We start from the raw sequence: 26,165 nt of genomic DNA on the forward strand, positions 1-26,165 counted from the left end.
GTTAAAAAAAGAAGTGTTATAAATCAAACAAATACGAGATAGAGAAATTAAAAAAACTAGTTGTATTCAAATTCGTTTCTCCTTCTAAGGCTGTGGGAAAGTTAAACGTATAACCTAACTCAAAATCAACATTACCAGTACTATATTGTATAGGTATTTGCAGTTGTGTATTAATTAATCCAAAATCATTATTTTGAACATATCTAGTAAATTGCATGCCTCTAATAGTAAAGGTTTGTGACAACTGAATTGTTTGTTGAGCTAATACTATGTTAAGTTGCGGTTGTAATTTTAATTTATGACGTTTCTTTTTCACTAAGCTAAGAGCCCCATATGTTGAAGATACTATTTGAAGAGAATTATCGCTTCCAAACAAATAAGTTGTTGATACTTCTGTTCCAAAGGTTTTCTTTTTATTATCTATTTCTACTCCTAATGACAATGCATTTTTAAATGGATTGTTTTCTGAGGTATCTGAATAAAAATATCTATCATATGAAACCGACCATCGATATTGTTTATTTTTTCCAAAACTTTTACCATAACCTATAGTTGCTGATGTATAATCCCATTCTGGCGTAAACTGGTCATAATAAACTCCTGCTAAACCAATAAACAAACCATTTGAATGAATATAGGTTATTTGTGGACTTATATTAAACTGATCTGTTCCAATATCTCTTCCCGAAAAATATGTTTTATTATTATACTCTACCGATAAATGAAGAAATTGAAGCTCTGTTACCGATTTTAAAAACTCTTCCTCGCTTTCTTCCTCTAAAATACTATCTATAATTTCATTTTCTTCTGAAAGCTGAACATCTTCTGATTCTTCAGAAGAGTTTTGACCATAAGTACTAATGATACTTAAAATTAAAGAAAAAAGTAAAAATGTTTTTTTCATATATGCTCTAAAAATACAAAAAAGTGGTTGATAAGATCAACCACTATAATCAAATACACTACAAAAATTTCTATCTTCTCCTTCTATTTTGCATTCTGTTTCTAATATTTTTTCTAACTCGTTTTTTAGAATCTTTATTTTTAAACCGTGTTTTTAGCTGCGCTTTTTGCGATTTAGTAAGTGTGTTTCTAAACTTAGCTTTTACTTGTTTTACACTCTTAGTATTTTGTGCTACTAATTTTTTTTGAGATGATGTCAATGACCTCTTTAAAGCTTGTTGTCTTTCTTGCTTAGTTAATGCCTGATTTTTTAATATAGCCTTTTGACTAGGAGTAAGTGTAGTTTTAAATGCTTCTCTATTTTTTTTTATTAGTTCTTTTTGGGTTTTTAATAATTGCTTTTGCTCTTTAGAAAGATTTAACTTTTCTAATGAGCTCTGACCTACCACATTTGAAACACCTAATAAAAGCGAAAATATAATTGCTAATATGATTTGTATCGGTTTCATCTTTATTCTTATTAATACTATTCTTTAGACCTTTTATTTCTTAAAAAGTTTTAATCTTACTCAGAAAAAATTTCATCTGTTAGTAATTCGTCATTTACATAATCTTCTAGTAGCTTATCAACATCTGCTTCTTCTGTTACTAATGACGCTATTAAAATATCATTTTCTTCATCACTACTTGTTCCAATAGGATTATACACAGCTAAAGTAAACAACAATGCTACAACTGCTACAGCTGACCAAATAGATATTTTTTTATACAAAGAAACTACTTTTCCTTTTTTCTCTAAAACCGTTTGCTCTAAAATAGACTGTTTAGATTTTGAAAAATAGTCCGATGGTATGTCCAAACCTAAATCGGATTTATGTTTTCTTTGTGTATTCATATCAAAAGTATTTCGAATGTTAAAGTTATCATTTTGTGTGCTCATAACAAACTATGCTTTAATTTTTTCTATATACGACATTTTAGTTATGTTGCTTTCTATATACTTTACAGCTCCATAATAATGTGTTTTAACTGTTCCTTCTTTGATATTTAAAATATTTGAAATTTCTCTAAACTTTAAATTATCGTAATATTTCATATAAAATACCTTCTTTTGATTTTCTGGCAATTGACTTAATACTGTTTGTAATTTTAATTGTGCTTCATCTCCATCAAAAAAGATATCGTCTTTTAAATCTCCCAAAAACTTATCACTCACATCCTGAAGCGAAGAAAAAGTTTTCTTCTTTTCTTTCTCTATAAAACGCATAGACTCGTTATATGCTATTTTATACATCCAAGTATGAAGTGAACTTTGTTGCTTAAAATTTGCTAAACTTTTATACACCCTTACAAATGTATTTTGCAATACATCATCAGCGTTTTCGTGAGTTCCTACTAATTTTCGAATATGCCAATACAAACGCTCTTGATATAAATCTAATAATTTAGAAAACGCTCGCTCCTTATATTTCTTACTAGTTAATTGATTTATAAAATCGGCTTCGTTCATTGATTTTTAATAGTCTTATTTCTTAGTTAGACCTCTAAAGTTTTAAAAAGTTTAGATTTTTCTTATTTTTTTAAATTACTAAAAATGAACGGCATAAAAAAACCAGCTCTATGAGCTGGTTCTTCCCTTAATTAATAAAAACTTACTTCTTTTTCTTATTCAATTTCAAAGTAATCTCTTTAGTATCTCCATTTGCATCTGTTAGTGTTGCTAAATTATCGCAAGAACCATCTCCAAAATCTAACGTAGCAGTTGCTCCATCTCTAGAAAGTTCAATAACCCCACTTACAATATATTTACAAGCCCATTCTCTTCTTAAATTGGTAGTAATTGTTGCTGTTTTTACAACGCCATTTTTATTTATAGATTCCCAGCTTCCTGATATTGAATACACATCATCTCCTCTATCATCAGTATCTGCTCCTTCTATTTTCTCTTTTACCTTTGTGCCTTTTTTGATAATTTCAACTCCTGACTCTAAAGTAATTTTAATGTCAATAGTAAAAGTTGCTTCTGGATTTCCATTTGAATTTTCTTTTACTTTCACTATAGATTTCCCTCCTTCAACACTATTTCCTTCTACTGAAAAGTTTTCGAAAGTTACTGTCTTTGAAAAACTACTACTAGTTTTAACATACTCTATAATTATTTTACCAGCAAATTCTCTTCCTCTCTTACCTTCACACCCATCTCCAAAATCTAAGGTTACAATTTTCCCTGTTGCTGTTTCTTCTGAAGTTCTTACAACACAACTTGGGTGATTAGAAGGAGGTGTTGCACTTTTACTTTCAAATCCGCTTTCTATTCCATCATCTTCAATTACCTCATCAATCTCTGTAGAAATATCATCTGCTAAAACTACATTTAAAACCTCTTCTGTTGTTACTCCATCTGCCTCTATATCTATACCATCATTAGATTCACAAGATGCAAACAACAATAATCCAGCAATAAAAAGTCCGCTTAATTTTCTTTGTACATTACTTAAAGTCATAATTACTAATTTTAAAAGTTAATCAGTTCTTTGACCTAAGTATTTTAAAAAAGTTTTAAAAAAAATTATTTTTTATAAAAATTCATCTCATCAACATAAGTCCAAACTTCAGTAGAAAGAAGTGGTTTCATGTTCTTTTTAGCTTTGATTCCATTTCGAATCATTGTTGATGATATTTGTACGATAGGCGCATCAACTCTATGAATTTTTGAGTTTTCTAAAAATTCATTTTCAACGATACCTTCTGATATTCTTGGATACACATAAATATTATAATCATCTAAAATTACTTCATAATTTTTCCATTTATGAAAACTCTTTAAATTATCCTCTCCCATAATTAAGTTAAAATTATAGTCTGGATACTTCTCTGTTATATGTGCTAAAGTATTTATAGTATAATTGGGTTGCGGTAAATTAAACTCTATGTCAGACGGTTTTATTTTATCATACTCTTTGGTTGCTAAATACACCATTTCTAACCTATGATGATTATCTAACAAAGAGCTTTTCTTTTTAAATGGATTGTGTGGAGTAACCACCATCCAAATTTCATCCAAATCAGAGTTTTCAACCATATGATTTGCTATAATCAAATGACCAATATGAATAGGATTGAATGTCCCAAAATATAATCCGATATTTTTCATACCTAAAACCTACTCTTTTTGACTAGCTTTATCTATATCTAAAAATTCATCAACTAAATCTTCAGCTTCCTGCAAGGCTACTTTTAAATCGTAGTTTTTAATAATTTTATCAAACATTGGTGCTGTTGCCAGCTCTATAGGAGCTTTGGCTATTCTTGAAGCTATTTTTTCTTCGCTTTCTTCACCTCTACTTTTTAAACGTCTTAATAACTCATTAATATCTGGTGGCTTTACAAATACTGCTAATGTTTCTTCTGGAAATTTTTCTTTAATTCGTAACCCCCCTCTTACATCAATATCGAAAATCACATGCTTTCCTAAAGCCCAAATACGCTCTATTTCTGTTTTTAAAGTACCATAGAAGTTGTTCATATAAACTTCTTCCCATTCTAAAAACTCTTCGTTCTTTATTTTTTGCTTAAAGTCTTTTGCTGAAATAAAATAATAATCTTCTCCATCAACTTCATTACTTCTTGGATCTCTTGACGTTGCTGAAATAGAGAATTCCAATCCAAATCTTTCTTGCTTTAATAAATGACGTACAATTGTTGTTTTTCCTGATCCTGATGGCGCTGAAAACACAAATAATTTTCCTTTAAATTCTTTAGTCATTTCTATAAAACGTTTAATATTTGTTCTTTAATTTTTTCTAACTCGTCCTTCATTTGAATTACCAATTTTTGCATTGGAGCAAAATTTGCTTTAGACCCTGTAGTATTTATCTCTCTTCCTATTTCCTGAATAATAAATCCTAATTTTTTACCATTAGAATCTGGTGTTGCTAATTGTTCCAAGAAATATTCTAAATGATTTGCTAGACGAACTTTCTCTTCGTTTATATCTAATTTTTCTAAATAATAAATTAATTCTTGTTCAAATCGATTTTCATCAATTTCAACTTTTAACTCTGTTAATGCTTTTTGTAAACGCTCTTTAACGTGTTCTATTCGATCTCCATCTAGCTTTTTTATTTCTTCTAAAGCTAACTGAATATTAGCTATTCTTACTTTAAAATCTTCTTCTAAAGATTTAGCTTCATCTTTACGATATTGAATAATTTCTTTTAATGCTTTATCAATATGAATATCTATCTGATTCCACTCTTCTTCATCTAACTCTTCTCTCTCTGTTTTTAAAGCATCTGGCATTCTTACTGCCATCTTTAAAAGTTCAATATCATCAGAAGAACCTGCTTGAGTTACATTTCTTAATTGTTGTATATACTCTCTTACAACAGCATTATTTACTGTTGTTGAAGTTTCATCTGCAGTCATTTCTACATAAATAGAGAAATCTACTTTACCTCTTACTAAATTGCTCGCTAATTTTTTTCGAACAGATAATTCTTTTTCCTTGTAATAAGATGGAATTCTAGTATTTAAATCTAAATTCTTACTATTTAGAGATTTAATCTCAATGGTTACTTTCTTAGATGGTAAATGTAGTACGGATTTTCCATAACCCGTCATAGACTGTATCATATCTCCAATTTAATAAACCGCAAATATACATTTATTTATTTTTTGCAACCACTTGTTTAGCAACCAAAAAAGGCTTTTTAAACATTAAACCTTCATATAATTTTATTACTATACAATATGAAAATGAAGTTAATACTAACTTTAAAAAACAAATGGAAATAAAAAAGTACTGCAAATGCAGTACTCTTTCTTTGGTTGATTAACTCTTGATTAGTCCACTAAAGGTGGTATTCTTAATACTTGCCCTGGATAAATTTTATCTGGGTGTGTTAACATTGGTTTGTTTGCTTCAAAAATAACTGGATACTTCATTGCATTACCATAAAATTCTTTTGCAATTTTACTTAACGAATCTCCGCTTACTACTGTATGAAATTGCGCCATTGCTGCTGCTTCTACCTCTTCAACCTCTGCTACAGTCATATTATCTTCTACAGATGCAATTCCATTCGTGTTTCCTACTACTAAGACCACTTTTTCTTTAGTTGCTAAATCTGATGCCTCTCCCGATACCGTTGCCTTGTCTTCATCAACAGTAATTGATAAGTTTTCAACAGATAACTCTAAGGTATTTACAGCATCTACTAATTTTGCAGCTTTTTCAGAAGCTTCTTCTTCTGTTGTTTTTCCAATACCAAATACTTTGGCACCGGCATTTTTAATAAATGAAAAAATTCCCATTCTTTTTGATTTTTTGTTAATTATTAATTTTTTGCTTGACCAATATACAATTTTTACGTCATTTTTTTATGCTTTTTCAATTCAAGCAGAAACGAATTTCTTAAAAATTATTTTTCAAAAAAAAAGCCATACAACTAAGTATGACTTTTTATATTTTGATTTAACTTTTTTACTCATCAAAAGAATTCCATCCTTGAGCTTTCAATTCCATTTCTTGATTTGCCCTTGTAACTAACTTCATTCCTTGATTTTCCTCTGTCATATGTCCTATAACAGAAAAGTTAGGATTACCTTTTATTTTGTCAAATTCTGAGATTGGAACTGTAAATAACAATTCATAATCTTCTCCTCCACTTAAAGCAATCATAGTACTATCCATGTTAAATTCTTCTGAAGTAGATATCACCTGAGGATCTAATGGTAATTTATCTTCATAAATCTTACATCCTAATTTACTTTGTTTACAAATATGCATAATCTCCGAAGAAAGTCCATCAGAGATATCAATCATAGCTGTTGGTTTTACCTCAAGCTCTTTTAACAACTCAGGTACATCTTTACGAGCTTCTGGCTTTAACTGACGTTCTATTAAATAAGTATAATTATCTAAATCAGGTTGATTTTGAGGGTTTACCTGAAACACTTGCTTTTCTCTTTCTAAAATCTGTAAACCAAGATATGCTCCACCTAAATCACCTGAAACTACTATTAAATCAGTTTCTTTAGCTCCACTTCTGTATACTACATCTTCTTTTTTTGCTGATCCTATTGCTGTAACAGAAATTAGCATTCCTTTAGTTGATGATGTTGTATCTCCTCCTATCAAATCTACTTTATAAGTATCGCATGCTAATTTTATACCTGCATATAATTCTTCTACAGCTTCTAATGGAAACCTATTAGAAATAGCTATTGACACAGTTATTTGCTCAGCCACTCCATTCATTGCGTACACATCAGATAAATTAACCATTACAGCTTTGTATCCTAAATGTTTTAAAGGCATATAACTCAAATCAAAATGCACACCTTCTATAAGTAAATCAGTTGTTATTAACGTTTCTTTCCCTGTTTGACTTATAACTGCAGCGTCATCTCCAACACCTTTTTGGGTTGAAGAATTATATAATTTAAAATGCTCTGTTAAATGGTTAATTAATCCAAACTCTCCTAGTTTAGACAATGAAGTTCTCTCTTGATTTTTATCTTCTAACATGCTGCAAAGATAACAACTAGTATCTAAAAAAAATATTATAAATAAATACCTTAATTTAAAATATTCATAGGGTTTAAGTGTTTATAAGTGTTCTATAATTAGTTAATTCTTTAATTTAGTATTTTTAAAAAGCTCCCAACCATGACAAAATATAAAATTTTATTTACCGCCTTTTTTTTATCTCTTTTAGTTTCTTGTTCTTCTAAAGATACTCCAGCACCAATTAACGACAAGGATGGAGATGGAATTGTAGACTCAAAAGATAACTGTCCAACAACTAGTAATCCAGACCAAAAAGATACTGATGGAGATGGAATAGGTGATGTTTGTGACACTCCTACCGCAACAAACAAAGTGGAATGTACTGCGGGTAAAGCTGGAATATACCCTTGTAGTGGTTATGATTTACTTTTAACCCTTCCTTTAGATACTTTTGGAGCAACGGAAGGAAATGATTCTTGGGGATGGACTGATACAACTACCAATAAAGAATACGCTATTATATGTTTAAATAACGGAACTGCATTTGTAGACATTTCAGATACTGATAATCCTATTTACCTAGGTAAATTACCAACAGCTACAGTTAATAGCTCGTGGAGAGATGTTAAAGTATATAAAGATCATGCATTTATTGTTAGTGAAGCATCTAACCATGGAATGCAAGTTTTTGATTTAACACGATTACGAAATGTAACTAATGCGCCAGCTACTTTCACAGCAGATACTCATTTTACAGGATTTGGAAGTGCTCATAACATGGTAATTAATGAAGATTCTGGTTATGCTTATCCTGTTGGAACTAGTAAAACTGGTACTTATAAAGGAGGTCCTTTATTTATAAACATAAAAGACCCTAAAAATCCTACAAGCGAAGGTGGGTGGGGAATGGACAACTACAGTCATGATGCACAAGTTGTTAATTATAATGGTCCTGACACTGATTATACTGGAAAAGAAATTTTGATTGGTAGCAATGAAAATGAAGTGGTGATTGTAGATATAAGTGATAAGGCAAACCCAAAAAACATTTCAAAAATCTCTTATCCTAATGTAGGTTATACACATCAAGGATGGTTTACAGAAAATCAAAAGCACTTTATTCTAGGAGATGAATTAGATGAACAAAACTTTGGAAATAAAACAAGGACTATTATTTTTGATTTTACTGATTTAGATAACCCAAAACTAGACTTTATATATACTGGATCTACCAATGCTATAGACCATAATGGTTATGTAAAAAATAACACATTTTATTTAGCAAATTATACTGCTGGTGTACGTTTTATAGACATTTCAAACATTAATGGTAAAACGATAACAGAAACAGCTTACTTTGATACTTACCCAGATAATGATGGGGCTAGTTTTAATGGTGTATGGAATGTATATCCTTATTTTAAAAGTGGAAAAATTTTGGTAAGTGATATTAATAGAGGTTTATTCATCATCAAAAAACAATAAATGCTAAAAAGACTTTCAATATTTTTATTTATTACTCTTGCAATTGTAGGTTGTAGCAATGATGATGGCATTAGCTTATCTAACCCAATAAAAGCCTTACAAGTAGATTTTATAAAAACTTATGGAGGAACCAGAAATGAAAGCGGAAGAAGTGTTGTACAAACTTCAGACAACGGCTATGCTGTTTTAGGTTACACTCAAAGTATTGATGGAGATATTTCTACTACAAAAACTACCGTTCAATATGATTATTGGGTTTTAAAGTTTGATAAAGATGATAAATTACAATGGCAAAAAACCTATGGTGGTTCTAAGGATGATAGAGCATACCAAATTATTGAAACAAGTGATAAAGGATTTGCAGTTATAGGATTTAACAAAAGTAATGACGGAGATTTAACTACCAATCAAGGGTTTGAAGATGTTTGGATATTAAAACTAGATGCTACAGGAAATATCACATGGAAAACTACTACTGGTTTTTCTGGAACAGATCAAGGATTTAGCATTATACAAACTAGTGATGGCGGTTATTTTGTTGGAAGTATTTTAGATGTAACTGCTTCAGGAGGTCAAGGAAATTCTAGAGCAGCTGCAAGACATGCTGGAGGTGATTACTGGGGTATAAAATTAAATTCATCTGGTAATATTGAATGGCGAAAATATTTTGGTGGTCAAAACACAGATACTTGTTATGGTGTAGTAGAAACATCAGACGGTTATATAATGGTAGGATCATCTGATAGTATAGATGTAGATGTTAAAAACAATAAAGGTTCATATGACTTTTGGATTGTTAAAATTGATAAAACTGGTAAACTCGTTTGGGAAAAGTCTCTAGGAGGTGATCAAATTGATGAAGCAAGAGGTATTACTACAACAAAGGATGGTAATTTTATTATTATTGGAGATACTCGAAGTAATAATAAAGATGTAACTCAAAATAATGGAGGTGCTGATGTTTGGGCAACTAAAATTGACACCAAAGGAAACATTATTTGGCAAAAAAATTATGGAGGTTCTAGTTTTGATGTTGGACGTTCGATTCGAAAAACATTAGACGGAGGATTTATTATCTCTGGAAGCTCAAGAAGCTCCGATAATGGGATTACAAACAAAGGACAAAACGACGCATGGGTCCTTAAAATAGATCAAAATGGAAACCAACAATGGCAAAAAACAATTGGAGGTTCTGAAATAGATTTTTGTTACGATGCCGTCGAACTCTCTAATGGAAACATTATTGCAGTTGGTGAAAGTAGTAGCAACAACCAAGATATACAAACAAACAAAGGTTTTTCAGACCTATTAATCATAAAATTAAAATAAAAATGAAAAAATACTTAACTCTCTTTTTAAGCTTATTACTTTTATCTTGTAGTTCAGATAGTGATGAACCTATAAAAGAAGTCTCTATTAAACTAAACTTTACTCAAAATTGGGATGGAACTGCTATTGAAAAATCTGATATAAGTACAACTGAGTACACTATTAAATCAGGTACAAAATTAACTATAGACAGATTAAGATATTTAATTTCAAGAATAACTTTAACTGACGGAAATCAAAACGCAACGGTTTTTGATGGTTATAAATTAATAGACATTAGTAACACTGATGATTTAACACATACATTACCTCAAAAAATATCTGAAGGATCTTATAAATTAGCAGTTACATTTGGTTTTAATAATGATGATAATAAAGATGGAGTTTATCAAGATTTAAATTCGGCATCTTGGGGTGTACCAACAATGCTAGGAGGAGGTTATCATTTTATGCAGCTAGATGGGAAATATCTTGATAAAAAAAATGTAAAATCAAACTTTAATTATCATGCCATTAAAGCTGTAGACAATACTGACCCAGCAAATTTAAAATTTGAAGACACTTTTTTTACTATTGAATTAGGTACAATTTTAATTACAAATAATGCTACTATAGAAATTAGAATGAACGTAGCTGAATGGTTTAAAAATCCAAATGAATGGGATTTAAACATCTTAAACACAATGTTAATGCCTAATTTTGATGCTCAAAAGCAAATGGCTGCTAATGGAAAAAGTGGTGTGTTTAGCCTAGGTAATATTTCACAATAAATTATTAATGATAAATAAAAGTATATATATCGTGTTTTTTCTTCTTTTGATGAATTGTTCATCAAAAGAAGAAGATGTATATACTCCAGTACCAACTACTTTAAAAATACCTGAGCTTTTCCAACAAAAAATAATTGCTCCTGTTATACCGTCAAATAATCCATTAACAAAAGAAGGTATTGCGCTAGGTAAAAAACTATTTTTTGATAAAATTTTATCTAAAGACAACACACAATCATGTGCAACATGTCATGACCCAAAGAGAGCTTTTACTGATGAAACTCGATTTAGTGATGGTGTGAACGGTAATTTTGGGTCTCGAAACTCTATGCCTATTTTCAATTTGGCTTGGAATTTTGATGAACGTTTTGCCTGGGACGGAAAAGAATTAAGCTTAGAAAGACAAGCCTTAGAACCAGTTCGTAATCCTATAGAAATGCATAGTAAATGGACTGATGTAGCGCAAAGGATTCAAAACCATGCCGAGTACCCTACATTATTTAAGCAAGCTTTTGGAAATGTTAAAATCGATTCCACACTAATAACCAAAGCTCTTGCTCAATTTGAAAGAACTTTAATTTCTGGAGATTCTAAATTTGACCAATTCCTATTAGGTAAAGTACAATTAACACCTGAAGAAAAAAATGGCTTTGATGTGTTTATGGATGAAACTCGCGGAGATTGTTTTCATTGTCATGGGAGCAATAACAATCCTTTATGGACCGACAATAAATTTCACAATAATGGCTTGGACGCTACTTTTACAGATTTAGGTCTTGGTAAAGTTACTGGAGATCCAAATGATAATGGGAAATTTAGAACCCCATCCATTAGAAACTTAAAATTCACCGCTCCTTATATGCATGATGGTAGGTTTGCTACAATAGAAGAAGTTATTGAACACTATTCAACAGGGTTAAAAGCTTCTCCTACGATAGACCCTTTGATGAAAAAAGTAAATCAAGGAGGTGTAAATATTTCTAATAAAGACAAAGCTGATTTAAAAGCTTTTTTACTTACTCTTACAGACAATAACTTTGTCAATAATCCCGATTTTCAAGAATAATCGAGAAAATTAATAACTCTATTTAAAAACACAATGAAAGGTTGTGCAAATAAGTGAGACTTAAATTGTATATTTGCAAACTATTTAGAGTTAATCCACTTATACAATGATAAAAGTTTCAGACACAGCTAAAAAGAAAGTCATTGAACTAATGACAGACGACGGATTTAACGCTACAACCGATTTTGTTCGTGTTGGGGTAAAAAGTGGTGGTTGTTCAGGGTTATCGTACGATTTAACCTTTGATAAAAACACACAAGAAAATGATAAAATCTTTGAAGAAAACGATGTAAGAATTGTTGTTGACAAAAAAAGTTTTTTATACCTAGTCGGAACTACTTTAGAGTATTCTGGAGGATTAAATGGAAAAGGATTTGTTTTTAACAATCCAAATGCAAACCGTACATGTGGTTGCGGTGAAAGTTTTTCTTTATAACATTACAACTCAATCATGAGCAAGTATACCGAAGACGATTTAAGAGAAGAGTTAAAAACCAAAGAATATGAATATGGTTTTTATACAGATATAGAAAGTGAAACCTTTGCTAAAGGGTTAAACGAAGATGTGGTTCGTGCTATTTCAAAAAAGAAAAACGAACCTGAATGGATGACTGAATGGCGTTTAGAAGCCTTTAGAGTTTGGCAACAAATGGAAGAGCCAGAATGGGCTAATGTAAAGTATGAAAAACCAAACTTTCAAGAAATCGCTTATTATTCAGCACCAAAACAAAAACCTAAATTAAATTCTTTAGACGAAGTTGACCCTGAAATGTTGGCAACTTTTGAGAAATTAGGAATTTCTTTAGATGAACAAAAACGTTTAGCTAACGTTGCTGTTGATATTGTAATGGACTCTGTTTCTGTTGCAACAACTTTTAAAGAAACATTAGCTGAGAAAGGAATTATTTTTATGCCAATCTCAGAAGCAATTCAAGAGCATCCTGAATTAGTTAAAAAATATATAGGTTCTGTAGTCCCAACAACAGATAACTTTTATGCTGCATTAAATTCAGCAGTTTTTTCTGATGGATCATTCTGTTATATTCCAAAAGGAGTTCGTTGTCCAATGGAATTATCAACTTATTTTAGAATTAACGAAGGTGGTACAGGACAATTTGAAAGAACTTTAGTAGTTGCTGACAAAGGAAGTTATGTTTCTTACTTAGAAGGATGTACTGCACCTCAACGTGATGAAAATCAATTACACGCAGCTGTTGTTGAATTAATCGCAATGGATGATGCTGAAATTAAATATTCTACAGTACAAAACTGGTTCCCAGGAGATGCTGAAGGTAAAGGAGGTGTTTTCAACTTTGTAACAAAAAGAGGTTTATGCGAAACCAATGCTAAAATTTCTTGGACACAAGTAGAAACTGGATCTGCAGTAACATGGAAATATCCAAGTTGTGTATTAAAAGGAAATAATTCTGTAGGTGAATTTTACTCAATTGCTGTAACTAATAATCACCAACAAGCAGATACTGGAACGAAAATGATTCACTTAGGAAAAAACACTAAGTCAACCATTATTTCAAAAGGTATATCTGCTGGAAAATCACAAAACAGTTACCGTGGATTAGTTCAAATTAACTCAAGAGCTGAAAACGCACGTAACTTCTCTCAATGTGATTCTTTATTAATGGGTAATGAGTGTGGAGCGCATACATTTCCTTATATAGAAGCGAAAAATAAATCGGCACAAATAGAACACGAGGCAACTACAAGTAAAATTGGTGAAGATCAATTATTTTATTGTAACCAACGTGGAATTGATACCGAAAAAGCAATAGCATTAATTGTAAACGGATTTAGTAAAGAAGTATTAAATAAGTTACCAATGGAATTTGCTGTTGAAGCACAAAAATTATTAGAAATTAGTTTAGAAGGAAGTGTAGGTTAAAATTTAATTGATTTTAACCACTAAGTTAAGTTGTTATTTAACACAACTTTACCCAAAACAAAATAAAAAAACACGTAGCAATAGCTAACATAACATAAGAACAATGTTAAAAATAGAAAACTTACACGCACAGGTAGAAGACAAAGACATTCTAAAAGGAATTAATTTAGAAGTTAAAGCTGGAGAGGTACATGCTATCATGGGACCAAATGGTGCAGGAAAAAGTACTTTATCATCTGTAATTGCAGGTAATGAAAATTATGAAGTTACTTCTGGAAACATCGAGTTAGAAGGTGAAGATATTAGCGAATTAGCTCCTGAAGAAAGAGCGCATGCAGGAGTATTTTTATCATTCCAATATCCAGTAGAAATTCCTGGTGTTACTGTAACTAACTTTATTAAAACAGCTATTAACGAATCTCGTAAAGCACAAGGTTTAGAAGAAATGCCTGCGAAAGACATGCTAAAAAAGATTCGTGAAAAATCTGAATTATTAGAAATTGATAGAAAATTCTTATCTCGTTCTTTAAACGAAGGTTTTTCTGGAGGAGAAAAGAAACGTAATGAAATTTTCCAAATGGCTATGTTAGAGCCTAAATTAGCAATCTTAGATGAAACAGATTCTGGTTTAGATATCGATGCATTACGTATTGTTGCTAATGGTGTAAACAAATTAAAATCTGAAAACAACGCAGTTGTAGTTATTACACACTACCAACGTTTATTAGATTATATAGTTCCTGATTATGTACACGTTTTACATGATGGTAAAATTGTAAAAACAGGAGACGCTTCTTTAGCTTTAAAGCTTGAAGAAAAAGGATACGATTGGATTAAAGAAGAGGTAAACTCATAATTAGTTGGATTCAACTAAACATTGAAAGAATGGAGTTAAAAGAGAAATTATTATCATCATATGTAGCCTTTGAAAATGGATTGAATGTTAATTCTGACATTCATGATATTCGTACAAAAGGGTTACAAGAGTTTGAAAAATTAGGATTTCCTACAAAGAAATTAGAAGCTTGGAAATACACTTCTTTAAATTCAGTTTTAAAAGAAGATTATAGCTTATTTCCAGATCATGATATTGCCATAGAATTAGCTGATGTAAAGAAATATTTTATTCACGATATAGATAGTTATAAGATTATTTTTATCGATGGTAAATACAGCTCTTTCTTATCAGAAACAACACACGATGGTATGGATGTATGCTTACTTTCAGCAGCATTATCTAAACCTAAGTACAAACCTGTAATTGAAAACTATTTCAATAAAATAGCTAAGCAAGATAATTTAACATCTTTAAATACTGCTTTTGCTACTGAAGGTGCATTTATTCATATTCCTAGAAACGTAGAAGTTGAAAAACCAATACAAATTATCAACTTTACAACTGGAAAGGAAGATGCTACTATGGTTCAACCAAGAAACTTAGTAGTAGCTGAACGCAATGCACATGTTCAAATTATAGAGCGTCATCAGAGTTTAACAGATAACCCTGTTCTTACTAATGTAGTAACTGAAATTTTTACTGATACACATTCAACTGTTGATTATTATAAAATTCAGAACGATAATGATAACGCTTCTCTAGTAGATAACACTTACATTGAGCAACAATCGGAAAGTGTTTGTTCTGTACACACTTTCTCTTTTGGAGGAAATATTACACGTAATAACTTAAATTTCTACCAAAAAGGAGAGCGTATTGATTCTATCTTAAAAGGAATTACAATTATTGAAGGAAAACAACATGTTGATCACCATACTTTAGTTCACCATATAGAACCAAACTGTGAGAGTCACCAAGACTATAAAGGTATTTATGGAGGTCGTTCTACTGGTGTTTTCAATGGTAAAGTTATTGTTGAGAAAGAAGCTCAAAAAACGAACGCTTACCAACAAAACAACAATGTTTTAATCAGTGATAAAGCAACGATAAATGCAAAACCTCAATTAGAGATTTTTGCCGATGATGTAAAATGTTCTCATGGTTGTACTATTGGGCAATTAGATGAACAAGCATTGTTCTATATGCAACAACGTGGTATTCCTAAAAAAGAAGCTCGTGCATTATTAATGTATGCTTTTGCAAATACTGTATTAGAAAGTGTAAAAATACCTGAAGTTAAAAAGAGAATTAATAAATTAATAGCTAACAAGTTAGGTGTTAATATTGGTTTCGACTTATAATATCAGATCACAAAAAATAAAACAGCCCTCTTATAAATTAAGAGGGCTGTTTCTTTTATGAATTATTCTCTATTCTATCACAAATCGTTTACTAGTTTTAGTAAACTTATTTTCTAACCTTAAAATATAGATTCCTGAATTCAGTTTATCGATATTGATTGTTTTTTCTTCAGATAAATTTCCTTCTTTCAATACTTGTCCTAATACATTTACTACTTTGTAAGATGCATTTGAAAAATTTCTTTCTGGTCCAACTAATTGTAATAATTTACCTTTTTTAATAGGGTTTGGAGCAATATTTACTGATGTAAAGATTCCTTCATCTTCATCTCCTAAAATATCTACTCTAGTATCAAATAACTCTGTGACTATTACATTTGAACTTTCACATGATCCTTCATAAATTTTCACATTACTAAACGTAGAGTTATTTCCAGAACCACCATCGTTATCGTTTATAAACACTAATCTATCCATAGCACCAGTATAAGAACTACCTACCGGAATTACATATTTCTTGGTTCCGCTAGCATAATTATCAAAATTGGTGATTCCATAATTTTGTGTACCATGAACTTTAAAATATCTACTAGATGTTAAAGTATTATCGTTTTCAAAACCTATACCATGGATTTCTCCTTGAGAAGTACTACTAAATTCAAACTCAATTACAGTATTTGCTGTAACTGTATAATTTAAAGAAATATACTTCCAAGTATTATTTGTTAAGGTTAATGAAGCTCCTCCAGAACCTACAGAATAATTCCCTGAGCTGTCTTGATTTGAAAAAGAAGTAATAGTATAATCATTAAAATTTAATGATGAACATCCAGAACTTCCTCCTCCAGAGGTTAAGGCTAAATTATCAATAGCTATATCACTAGACCAACCAGATCCAGTTGTACCAACAAATCTTAATCTTACTTCATTTTGACCTACATATGAGCTCAAATTTACTGATTGATTATTCCATTGGTTTCCTTTATTTCCAGAATCACTCCATAAACTAGTCCAATTGGTACCATTTGTAGAAGCTTCTAATCTTAAAGAACCTACGTTAGTACCATACATATGATTACTAAAAGTAAATGTTGCAGAGCTTACTCCTGATAAATTAAAACAAGGACTTTCTAAAATAGCTGTAGCATTTGCTCCTATTTGACCTGGACTACTATTATTAGAAGCCTCTAAAAACATATAATAATTACCATCTGCGCCGGAACTAGGTCCAGTTCCTGTTGAAGGTGTACCAGAGGCATCTCTTACCCAATTACCATCATCTCCAGTGGCTTGTGTCCATCCATCTCCTGTTTCAAAACTTTGAGCGTAAGGAAAAGAATTTACAGTACTAGAACATCCGGTTGGATTACCTCCACCACCACTACCGACTCCATTTGCAGGCATAGAACTACCAATAGCACTAATTAAATCGTCGCTTCTTCCATAAGATCCATTAGGACAAAATCCTGTATTATGAATAGCTACAACAAAATTTGTATTGTAATCAATTACTGGCGAACCTGAACTTCCGCCCTCTGTATCTGCATAATAATTCATTCTTTTTCCTGCTCCTCCAGCATTTCCGCAACTTCCCACACAAGAAACTTCTGAAAAACCAGTATCAGTATTCACAGAGATTTCTTTTCTTCTTCCTCCTGGGTGCTGTGGAATATAAATTCGATCACCTACAGATGATACTGTTGGACTAATACTTAAATAACCGTATGTACTAGTCGGATTAGTAGGTAGCTTTACCAAAGTATAATCTAAACTAGAACTCGTTTTTACAAAAGTAGCTGAAGATGCTACTACATTTTGAGTAGCATTTGCAGAACCTGTACAGCTTTGATGCTGATAATTAAAAATAAAATCTGTGTTTTGAGCATCAGATGAAGAACCAATACAGTGATTATTGGTCATTAAATGACCTTCACTTCCTAATAGCCAACCTGTACAACTAGAACTACCATTAATTATTAATCTACATACAGCTTTCGCTTTTTCATACATATCTGTTCCATTATAACAAGCTATTCGTTCTTTATTATCGCTAGAACAAATAGTTTTTCCTTGATGCTTTTCTACTGCTTTTATTAGCTTACTTGGGGTAAATCCATAAGCAACTTTAGCTATTTCAAATCCATTGTATTTACCTACATTTCCAGATGAATATAAGCGAATTTCAACTTTATCATCAAATAATACTTTTGACCAGAAATTACTAATTGTTGTCATACTATTGTCAACAATTTTTCCTTTTCCACCATATATCATTGATTCTTTACTTTTTGCTCCAATTATTTCTAGATAATCACCTGGAGCTAAATCAAAATTTTTAAAGTATAACTTAATGTAAGATGAGTTTTTAGAGTAAAACTCTTTGCTATACACTAATTCCTTTTTTTGTTGATCTGAACTTTTCTTTTTAAACTTTTGATAGGTTTTTGTAATCTTGATGTCTGAGTCAAATTCATCACCTATTTTAAAAGCTTTTTGGGCATTTACGACTAATGCGCTTAGAAAGATTAGGGCACAAAGTACCTCTTTGAAAAGATAATTTTTCATTTTTGAAGGGTTTTGGTTAATTTAAATCTAAATTACTAATAATCAACACAATAAACAAAATGAAAAATTAATTTTTAACTTAAAAAAACTCAAAATCTACTATTTACAAGAGTTTTCAACCTCTCTTAAAATTTTATCTATCTTACTTTTTGACAAGAAGTTTCCTTTAACAAATACACCAGCTATTTTCCTTGTATTTGTAATATTTTCTAAAGGGTTATCTTCCAATAAAACCAAATTTGCATTTTTACCTTCACTAACACTTCCTTCTTCTGAAATAGCATTAAAATATCTTGCAGGAATTATAGTTGCAGTTTTTAAAGTTTCATAAGTTGTTAAACCTGATTTATTAATAAACTCAAGTTCTGTATGCAATGAAAAACCTGGTAAGAATAAACCATAAGTATCGCTACTTGTTAATAAAGGAACTCCTTCGTTATGTAATAACTTAGTAAACATTTGTTGCCATTGTAACTCTTTTGCTAAACGTTTTAAAGATTTTTTTGAAGTAAACCATTCATACTTACGATAATGAACACTATCTGAAACCCAATAATCTTTATAGTAGTTTGGCAAATATTTCAACTCTTCTTTTTTAAGTAGTTTATCATGCCTATCATTATCAGCATAATTACTAATCATATCGAATATTCCTAATGTTGGTGACACATACACTCCACTCGTTTTAATTTGTTTAGCAGCTTTTTTCAAAAAAACTGAACTTTCTCTTTCTTTTTCAGAAAAGATATTCATAAACTCTTCTATATGTGCTATCGATTTCATTCGTAAGGAATATTCTAAAGGCATTTTTCTTTGTCCATGACCAATTACTTCTAATTGATTTTTTTGCGCCTCTCTTAACAACTTTAAATAAATATTCTTAGGTAAGTTGTCAGCTAACTTTATATAATCATATCCTCTTTTTTTATGATATGAAACTACGGACACTACTTCTTCTTCCGTTTTCAAATCTTTTCTTTGTAAATAGGGTCCTGTGGTATAATATTTAGGAGCAATGGTTAATTTTTCTGATAGCTTTTTGTTTTTGATTTGATCTTGCTTTTTATCCTCAGCCATATTTCTTGCTGAAGTAATACCATTAGCTACTAATAACTTGAATTCATTTTTAATATCAGTTTGATTATGGAAATGCATTTCTGCAAATCCTGGCAGCAAATATTTATTAGTTCCTTTAATTAATGTATCATACTTCCATTTTAACAAAGATGAATTTGGTGCTATTTTTTCTATTCTGTTTTTATGAATAAGTACATTATAATTTTTCAGAATGACATCTACATCCATTGGAATTATATGCACGTTTTCTATAAGTATTTTTTTGCTTTGAGCTTGACTATTTGTAATTACTATGAAGAAAAAAAGTAATATTTTAAAATTGAATTTTATCATAATGGTTTGCTTTAATTTTTCAGCAAACCTAATTACATCAAGGGTTTAAGGAGTTTAAAAATGTTAGATTCTAAGAAAACAATACTTATTTATGTTGTTTTTGATACTCGCTCGGGGTGATTCCTGTATATTTTTTAAAAGCATTGAAAAACGTTGCCTTCGAATTAAAACCAACTTCTAAACCTATTGCTAATAAACTATAATTTGAAAAATCAGGGTCTATCAACATTTCTTTTACATCCTCTATTCTATATTTATTAACTATATCTGAAAAGCTCTTGTACGGACTTTCTTTTATTAGTTGAGATAAATAGCCAGGGCTTATTCCTAGTTTTTCTGCTACAAAGTCTCTATTTAATTGTGAACTTCTATGAATATGTTCATCTGACAATAAACGAATGAACTCTTTTATTATAGGATTTTCTATTACTTCATTAGTTGCATTGACTTTTTTTGTTTTTAAATACTCTCTTATTTCATATTGATCGTTAGACAATTTAAATCGATAAATACCTATATAAATTATCCAATACATCAATAAAGAAACTCCTATCCATAAATAATTTAATGACTTGCGTTCTAAGTATAAAAACCTATGAAATTCCAATAGAAAACCATAAATTTCTATTAGTGCAAAAATTACCCAAAATACTCGCAACCATTTTATAGTAGATTTTTGTGTTTTAACAAATAGTAACCAAAAGGAGGGGAGTAAAACAATAAAGGGAAAAATAATAGAACATAAACTTATTGCTTTATAAAAAAATGAAACTGAATCCTTTGTTATAAACGGCAATTTATATAAGCCATAAATATTTTCTAAACTAACTATAATATTACATATCGTTAATACTACAAATGGTAAAAAAAGTAAGGCTTTAGTTCTTTTGTATATAGAACTTTTTGTAGCCTTATAAAAAAACAACAATAATGTTACCGGGTATAAAAATTGCCATAAAAAAAAGTCTAAAAATTGAATTATAACTGGGTTCTTATTCAAATCCCAAAACCAATTATTTATACCGATAATAGATATAATTATAAGTGTAATTCCTAAATATCTATTAGTTGAACTTTTTAAAAACTTAGAAAACAAAATTACTAAGCTTAACACAAAGCAATGTACTATAGCTATTAAAGTAAAAACTTCAAGATAGGATACAACCATTTTTAATTTCTAAAATTAGACCTCATCCATGCTACAATCATTCGCAATTCTCCCCAAGTATACTCATCTTCTACAATCTCCTTTACTTTAGATAAATTATCTAAACCTGTAGCATTGATAATTCTTTTAGCCTTTTCAAGCTTTTTATTGCTGAACAATTCTGTTATTTCAATATCTCCTTGAATAACAAAATGTGATAAATGTCCTTCAATAGTACCTATAACCAAACCACGTTTTGCTGCAATTTCTTCTGTATTCAAACCTTTCTTGTATAAATCAAATGTAATATCTTTAGTATTACGTTTGTCTTTCTCTATTTCTACAATTTCAATTTGTGATTTGAGATTATTAGCTTTTGCATAATCATTAATAATTTCTAATATTTCATCACCATATTTATTAACTCTAATTTTCCCCATTCCATTTACTTTTATAAGTTGAGATTTATCCATTGGCAATAATTCGCATAGCTCAAATAATGTTTTTTGTGTAAAAACTTGAAATGGTGGAATATCTTCTGAATTAGAGACACTAGTTCTAAATAACTGCAATTCTTCAAATAATTTTTGATGTGCTGTTGAAGTTACAACAGTTCTCTTTTTCTTCTTTTTTTCTGGTTTATCAAGAATAGCTTTTGCTCTTACTTTTAAAAATTCTTCTATTGAAAATTCAGAAGATAATGAGTTAAATAATATTTTTTTTATTCTTAGAAAATCTTCAAAAGCTGATACTTGTTTTTCTATATCTTTTTCTACTGCAGAATTATCTGTGCTGTATGAAAAAGTTTCAAATACATCTATAATTTTTTCTGTAGTTTCTTTTTTAAAGTATGCTAAGGCTTTAATATATCTCTCTTGAATAAGATTATCATTTATCTCATCTTCTTTGAGAGCTAAATTTTCTAATTGTATTTTAAATGAATTTGCAACTTTAAGTAAAGGAACAATTCCTTCATCTTTTATCTTTTTCAAGGGCTCTATGACATTTCCTTGTAAAGATGTTTGATTATTATAATATATATCCATTAAACGCGCTACAGGTTGTAAAAACTCATGATAGCTAAATAGGTCATTAATTAAATTTATTTGAAACTTCTTTTTCGATTTTTCTAAATCGTCATTAGTAGGCACATTTTCTTCTACTTGCTTATTAAAACTTTTTACTGAATTATCGTTGATGATACTTGAGGATTTAATAGGTGTTTTTAGCACAATTCCTTCAAGAGTTTTACATCTACTTAACGCAACATATGTTTGTCCGTGTGCAAATGATGATTCAGCATCAATAATAGCTTTATCAAAAGTTAATCCTTGACTTTTATGTATGGTTATTGCCCATGCTAATCTTAGAGGTATTTGCGTATAAGAGCCTTCCAATTTCTCTGAAATTTCTTTACTATCCGAATCCAGACTATAAGATATATTTTCCCAAGTTTCAACTGTTGTTTCAATAATATCATTTTCAGAACACTTAACAGTAACTGTATCTTCTTCCAACAAAAGAACTGTTCCTATTTTTCCATTATAATATCTTTTTTCTGGTGAACTATCGTTTTTGATAAACATTACCTGTGCTCCAACTTTTAAAGATAAATGCTCATCATTAGGATAATTTTTCTCATTGAAATCTTTATAAACTTCCGCCGTATATGTTGTTGCTTTTGTTGTAATTTTATCTAATTCCTCTTGGTTTATAGTATCTGCTTTTTTGTTATGTGTTGTTAGCGTTATATAACCATCTTCTTTTTGAGGTTCGAATTCTGGCTCATATTGATTATTCAACAGTTTTGCTGACGCTTCTGATAGTGTATTGGTACGTACTTCATTTAAAAGCTTGATAAAGCCTTCATCTTGTTGTCGGTAAATATGTTTTAATTCAATACTAATTGCATTGGCTTCTTGAAAAGCTATACTACTAAAAAAATAAGCTGTTTTATAATAAGAACTTAAAATAGACCAATCGTTAGGTCGAATTACAGGGGAAAGTTGTTGCAAATCTCCAATCATTAATACTTGTGCTCCTCCAAATACTTTATTTCTATTTTTATAACGACGTAAAACTTCATCAATACCATCTAAAACATCAGCCCTTACCATACTAATTTCATCAATAATTACAAGGTCTAACGATTTAATTATATCAATTTTAATTTTGCTAAATTTTCGTTGTATCCTATCTGTATAATGGCTTTGAGAATTAGGAATAATAGGCCCAAAAGGCAATTGAAAAAACGAATGAATAGTAACTCCTTTAGCATTAATAGCAGCAACACCTGTTGGGGCAACAACTACCATTCTTTTTAAACTTTCATTTTTTATTTTACGTAAAAAAGTAGTTTTTCCTGTTCCTGCTTTACCAGTTAAAAATAAATTTCTATCTGTTTTTTCTATAAAATTGAAAGCTAATTCTAACTCCTTATTCTCTATCATACAGCTTTTAAATAGTATTTATTATAAGTATAAACTTAGTTCATTTTATTAGATTTTTTAACCTAATTTAAAATATTTTGTAATGTATTGAAAAAAAACGCGTCAAAAGTAATCAAATGTCTCACACTATTTAAAATTTAAAAAATGCGAAAAACTATTATCCTTTTCTGTCTATTATTCGTTAGTATTCAGTCGCAATCACAAACAGATGTATTTAATGCCCTTCTTAAAACTTATGTTAATTCACAAGGAGATGTAGATTATAAAGGGCTTAGAAAAAACCGTGCATTATTAGATCTTTATTTAAAGCATTTGAAAAAAACTGTACCAGGGAAAAATTGGTCTACAGCAAGAGCAAAAGCTTTTTGGATTAACGCTTATAACGCCTATACTATTAAATTAATCTTGGATAGTTATCCATTAAAAAAGATTACTGATATTAAAAGAAAAGGTAGAAACGCTTGGAAAATACCTTTTGCTGTAATTGGTAATAAAACCTATTCTCTTGATTATATTGAGCATAAAATATTACGTAGATGGCATGATGATCCAAGAATACACGTTGCCATAAATGCTGCTTCTAAATCTGGACCTAGATTTGCAAACTATGCTTTTACAGCTAAAAATATTGAATCAAAATTGGAAGAATTAATGAAAGGCTTTATTAATGATCCTACTAAAAATAAAATTACTATAAATAAAGTTGAAGTTTCTAAGATGTTTGAATGGTATCAAGAAGATTTTACTATAAAACATTCCTTAGTTGATTATATAAATAAATACTCTGATATTCAGGTTAACGATAATGCTGAAGTTGTTTATTTAGATTATGATTGGAACTTAAACGGAAAATAGCATATCCCCTCCCTTAAATTATCACTCAAAACGGAAAAGCAATATTGTTTTTCCGTTTTTTTTACATTATACTTTTAGGATATTTTTCTAACAAACTTCGCTGGATTACCAACCCATAATTCTCCTTTTGGGACATCTTTTGTAACTACACTTCCTGCTCCAATCATTGCTTTTTCTCCTATTGTAACTCCTCCTAAAACTGTTGCATTTGCTCCTATAGACGCTCCTTTCTTTATTAAAACCGATTGATATTCTGAATAATACACCTTAGACCTAGGATATTTATCATTTGTAAATGTAACATTCGGTCCTATAAAAACATCATCTTCTATTCTCATTCTATTCCATAAATAAACTCCTGACTTCACAGTAACATTATTCCCTAAAACAACATCGTTTTCTATAAAATTATGGCTGCATATATTACAATTAGTACCTATGACCGCCCCTTTTAAAATTACACTAAATTGCCAAACCCTTGTTTTAACCCCAATAGCTGTGCTAGTTACGTCTGCTAATGGATGAATAAACACTTCTTCTTTCTCAAATTCTTTCATATCATATATATTTAATGATACTAACTAATTTACAAGGAATTAGAATAAAAATCAAAAAAACCTATACATCTGTATAGGCTTTCATTTATTACAATAATTAAGAGTAGTTAAAACTTACCATTTTTATGTGCCATTTCTGACGGTATTTCTTGAATTACATCCCAGTGTTCTACAATCTTACCATCCTGCAATCTAAATAAATCGTAAAATGCTTGAGATTTACCATTCCATTCACCCTCACTCATTGTTAGTATAAAATTTCCTTCTCCTAATACTTTGTGAAGCTTTTGGTATTTGAACATGTTATTCTGTGATGTCAAATACTCTATAGCTTCATTTAATCCAGCTAAACCATCTTTCACCATTGGATTATGCTGTAAATATTCTTCACTACTTATATATTCAGTTATTTTTTGTGGAGCTTTACCAAACAAAACATCGTTTACAAAATTGGTTACTATTTCTTTATTCGCTTTAGTTTTATCTATATCTGTTATTGCCGTTTCTCCATCTACTTGCGATCGTCCACTTGCCGTATTGTCTACTTTAACAGTAATATTATCCCAGTGTTCTGCAACCTTACCATTTTCCATTCTCCAAACATCAAACGCAACTACTTCCTTTCCTCCAAATGGTTCTGCATTATGATATGAGTTATGAAACACTATAAAATCGCCGTCTTGTAAAATTCTGTGAGTTGTATAAGTTGTTTTTCCTTCTTTTAATATCGGTAAAAAACCTAACACAGGTTCAATTCCTGTTGGTACATGTGGGTTGTGTTGTATATAATTTTTTGCAAAATATTTTTTGACTCCATCAACACTGTAATCTTTGAAAAAAGCTTCTTGTGCTTTCTGTGCAATCCCTTTTAAATTCTCCATTTTTATTTCTTTTTTAGTTATCGGTTTCGTTGTTATCTTTTTACGAGGTGTATCACAGCTTACTAAAACTATTGCACTTAGTAATACTATACATATTTGTTTCATCCTGTTTTAAATTTTAAATGATAGGACAA

The 26,165-nt window shown here is 30.1% G+C and carries 25 protein-coding genes; 9 read left to right on the forward strand and 16 right to left on the reverse strand.

Going from position 1 to position 26,165, the window contains the following annotated elements:
- Positions 1-16 precede the first annotated feature (16 nt).
- From ACOQN8_RS04375 to thiL, 10 genes are all read right to left on the reverse strand, one after another.
- On the reverse strand, positions 17-904 hold the full coding sequence (locus ACOQN8_RS04375) for a hypothetical protein (RefSeq protein ID WP_420551753.1): 888 nt from the start codon (positions 902-904) through the stop codon (positions 17-19).
- Positions 905-974: 70 nt separating this feature from the next.
- Entirely contained in the window at positions 975-1,412 is a 438-nt protein-coding gene (locus tag ACOQN8_RS04380; RefSeq protein WP_420551754.1) for a hypothetical protein, read from the reverse strand.
- A gap of 56 nt (positions 1,413-1,468) precedes the next feature.
- The gene (locus ACOQN8_RS04385) at positions 1,469-1,843 is read right to left on the reverse strand and encodes a hypothetical protein (protein WP_420551755.1); all 375 of its coding nucleotides are present in this window, start codon (positions 1,841-1,843) and stop codon (positions 1,469-1,471) included.
- A gap of 6 nt (positions 1,844-1,849) precedes the next feature.
- Positions 1,850-2,413, reverse strand: coding sequence for an RNA polymerase sigma factor (locus tag ACOQN8_RS04390; RefSeq protein WP_420551756.1), 564 nt, complete (start codon positions 2,411-2,413; stop codon positions 1,850-1,852).
- 142 nt (positions 2,414-2,555) lie between these two features.
- A complete protein-coding gene (locus ACOQN8_RS04395; RefSeq protein ID WP_420551757.1) occupies positions 2,556-3,407 on the reverse strand; it encodes a hypothetical protein in 852 nt (283 codons plus the stop codon).
- A 65-nt stretch (positions 3,408-3,472) separates the two neighbouring features.
- On the reverse strand, positions 3,473-4,057 hold the full coding sequence (gene nadD, locus ACOQN8_RS04400) for a nicotinate (nicotinamide) nucleotide adenylyltransferase (protein WP_420551758.1): 585 nt from the start codon (positions 4,055-4,057) through the stop codon (positions 3,473-3,475).
- A gap of 9 nt (positions 4,058-4,066) precedes the next feature.
- Entirely contained in the window at positions 4,067-4,669 is a 603-nt protein-coding gene (gmk, locus tag ACOQN8_RS04405; RefSeq protein ID WP_420551759.1) for a guanylate kinase, read from the reverse strand.
- A gap of 2 nt (positions 4,670-4,671) precedes the next feature.
- Entirely contained in the window at positions 4,672-5,538 is an 867-nt protein-coding gene (locus ACOQN8_RS04410) for a YicC/YloC family endoribonuclease (protein ID WP_420551760.1), read from the reverse strand.
- A gap of 210 nt (positions 5,539-5,748) precedes the next feature.
- Complete coding sequence (gene lysM / locus ACOQN8_RS04415; protein WP_150898408.1) at positions 5,749-6,219, reverse strand: peptidoglycan-binding protein LysM; 471 nt, start codon at positions 6,217-6,219, stop codon at positions 5,749-5,751.
- A gap of 169 nt (positions 6,220-6,388) precedes the next feature.
- Positions 6,389-7,435: a thiamine-phosphate kinase gene (gene thiL, locus ACOQN8_RS04420; RefSeq protein WP_420551761.1), complete on the reverse strand. Its 1,047-nt coding sequence runs from the start codon at positions 7,433-7,435 to the stop codon at positions 6,389-6,391.
- Between the two features lie 141 nt (positions 7,436-7,576).
- Between thiL and ACOQN8_RS04425 the strand changes: the two genes are divergently transcribed.
- From ACOQN8_RS04425 to sufD, 8 genes are all read left to right on the forward strand, one after another.
- A complete protein-coding gene (locus tag ACOQN8_RS04425) occupies positions 7,577-8,902 on the forward strand; it encodes a choice-of-anchor B family protein (RefSeq protein WP_420551762.1) in 1,326 nt (441 codons plus the stop codon).
- The gene (locus ACOQN8_RS04430) at positions 8,903-10,231 is read left to right on the forward strand and encodes a hypothetical protein (RefSeq protein ID WP_420551763.1); all 1,329 of its coding nucleotides are present in this window, start codon (positions 8,903-8,905) and stop codon (positions 10,229-10,231) included. It begins immediately after the preceding gene.
- A 2-nt stretch (positions 10,232-10,233) separates the two neighbouring features.
- Positions 10,234-11,001, forward strand: coding sequence for an MbnP family protein (locus ACOQN8_RS04435; protein ID WP_420551764.1), 768 nt, complete (start codon positions 10,234-10,236; stop codon positions 10,999-11,001).
- 49 nt (positions 11,002-11,050) lie between these two features.
- A complete protein-coding gene (locus tag ACOQN8_RS04440) occupies positions 11,051-12,067 on the forward strand; it encodes a cytochrome-c peroxidase (RefSeq protein WP_420551765.1) in 1,017 nt (338 codons plus the stop codon).
- A 106-nt stretch (positions 12,068-12,173) separates the two neighbouring features.
- Positions 12,174-12,503 (forward strand): HesB/IscA family protein, encoded by a 330-nt coding sequence (locus tag ACOQN8_RS04445; protein ID WP_150898403.1) that lies wholly within the window; start codon positions 12,174-12,176, stop codon positions 12,501-12,503.
- Between the two features lie 15 nt (positions 12,504-12,518).
- Positions 12,519-13,967: a Fe-S cluster assembly protein SufB gene (gene sufB, locus ACOQN8_RS04450; protein ID WP_150898402.1), complete on the forward strand. Its 1,449-nt coding sequence runs from the start codon at positions 12,519-12,521 to the stop codon at positions 13,965-13,967.
- Positions 13,968-14,070: 103 nt separating this feature from the next.
- Entirely contained in the window at positions 14,071-14,823 is a 753-nt protein-coding gene (gene sufC / locus ACOQN8_RS04455; RefSeq protein WP_150898401.1) for a Fe-S cluster assembly ATPase SufC, read from the forward strand.
- 29 nt (positions 14,824-14,852) lie between these two features.
- Positions 14,853-16,166 (forward strand): Fe-S cluster assembly protein SufD, encoded by a 1,314-nt coding sequence (gene sufD / locus ACOQN8_RS04460; protein WP_420551766.1) that lies wholly within the window; start codon positions 14,853-14,855, stop codon positions 16,164-16,166.
- A gap of 69 nt (positions 16,167-16,235) precedes the next feature.
- Here sufD and ACOQN8_RS04465 read toward each other — a convergent pair whose 3' ends face one another.
- The 4 genes from ACOQN8_RS04465 to ACOQN8_RS04480 form a co-directional block, all read right to left on the reverse strand.
- The gene (locus ACOQN8_RS04465; RefSeq protein ID WP_420551767.1) at positions 16,236-18,731 is read right to left on the reverse strand and encodes a trypsin-like peptidase domain-containing protein; all 2,496 of its coding nucleotides are present in this window, start codon (positions 18,729-18,731) and stop codon (positions 16,236-16,238) included.
- Positions 18,732-18,830: 99 nt separating this feature from the next.
- Entirely contained in the window at positions 18,831-20,141 is a 1,311-nt protein-coding gene (locus ACOQN8_RS04470) for an amidohydrolase family protein (RefSeq protein WP_420551768.1), read from the reverse strand.
- Between the two features lie 85 nt (positions 20,142-20,226).
- Positions 20,227-20,799, reverse strand: a complete 573-nt coding sequence (locus ACOQN8_RS04475) for a helix-turn-helix domain-containing protein (protein ID WP_420551769.1) — start codon at positions 20,797-20,799, stop codon at positions 20,227-20,229.
- Positions 20,800-21,311: 512 nt separating this feature from the next.
- The gene (locus ACOQN8_RS04480; RefSeq protein WP_420551770.1) at positions 21,312-23,738 is read right to left on the reverse strand and encodes a helix-turn-helix domain-containing protein; all 2,427 of its coding nucleotides are present in this window, start codon (positions 23,736-23,738) and stop codon (positions 21,312-21,314) included.
- 144 nt (positions 23,739-23,882) lie between these two features.
- On the opposite strand from ACOQN8_RS04480, the gene ACOQN8_RS04485 reads away from it, so the two are divergent.
- The gene (locus ACOQN8_RS04485) at positions 23,883-24,593 is read left to right on the forward strand and encodes a DUF547 domain-containing protein (RefSeq protein ID WP_420551771.1); all 711 of its coding nucleotides are present in this window, start codon (positions 23,883-23,885) and stop codon (positions 24,591-24,593) included.
- A 74-nt stretch (positions 24,594-24,667) separates the two neighbouring features.
- Here ACOQN8_RS04485 and ACOQN8_RS04490 read toward each other — a convergent pair whose 3' ends face one another.
- Positions 24,668-25,150, reverse strand: coding sequence for an acyltransferase (locus ACOQN8_RS04490; RefSeq protein WP_420551772.1), 483 nt, complete (start codon positions 25,148-25,150; stop codon positions 24,668-24,670).
- Between the two features lie 107 nt (positions 25,151-25,257).
- The gene (locus ACOQN8_RS04495) at positions 25,258-26,136 is read right to left on the reverse strand and encodes a nuclear transport factor 2 family protein (RefSeq protein ID WP_420551773.1); all 879 of its coding nucleotides are present in this window, start codon (positions 26,134-26,136) and stop codon (positions 25,258-25,260) included.
- Positions 26,137-26,165: the final 29 nt, after the last annotated feature.

This window comes from Tenacibaculum aiptasiae, assembly GCF_965221665.1.
In the GTDB taxonomy this organism is placed as follows: Bacteria; Bacteroidota; Bacteroidia; order Flavobacteriales; family Flavobacteriaceae; genus Polaribacter; species Polaribacter aiptasiae.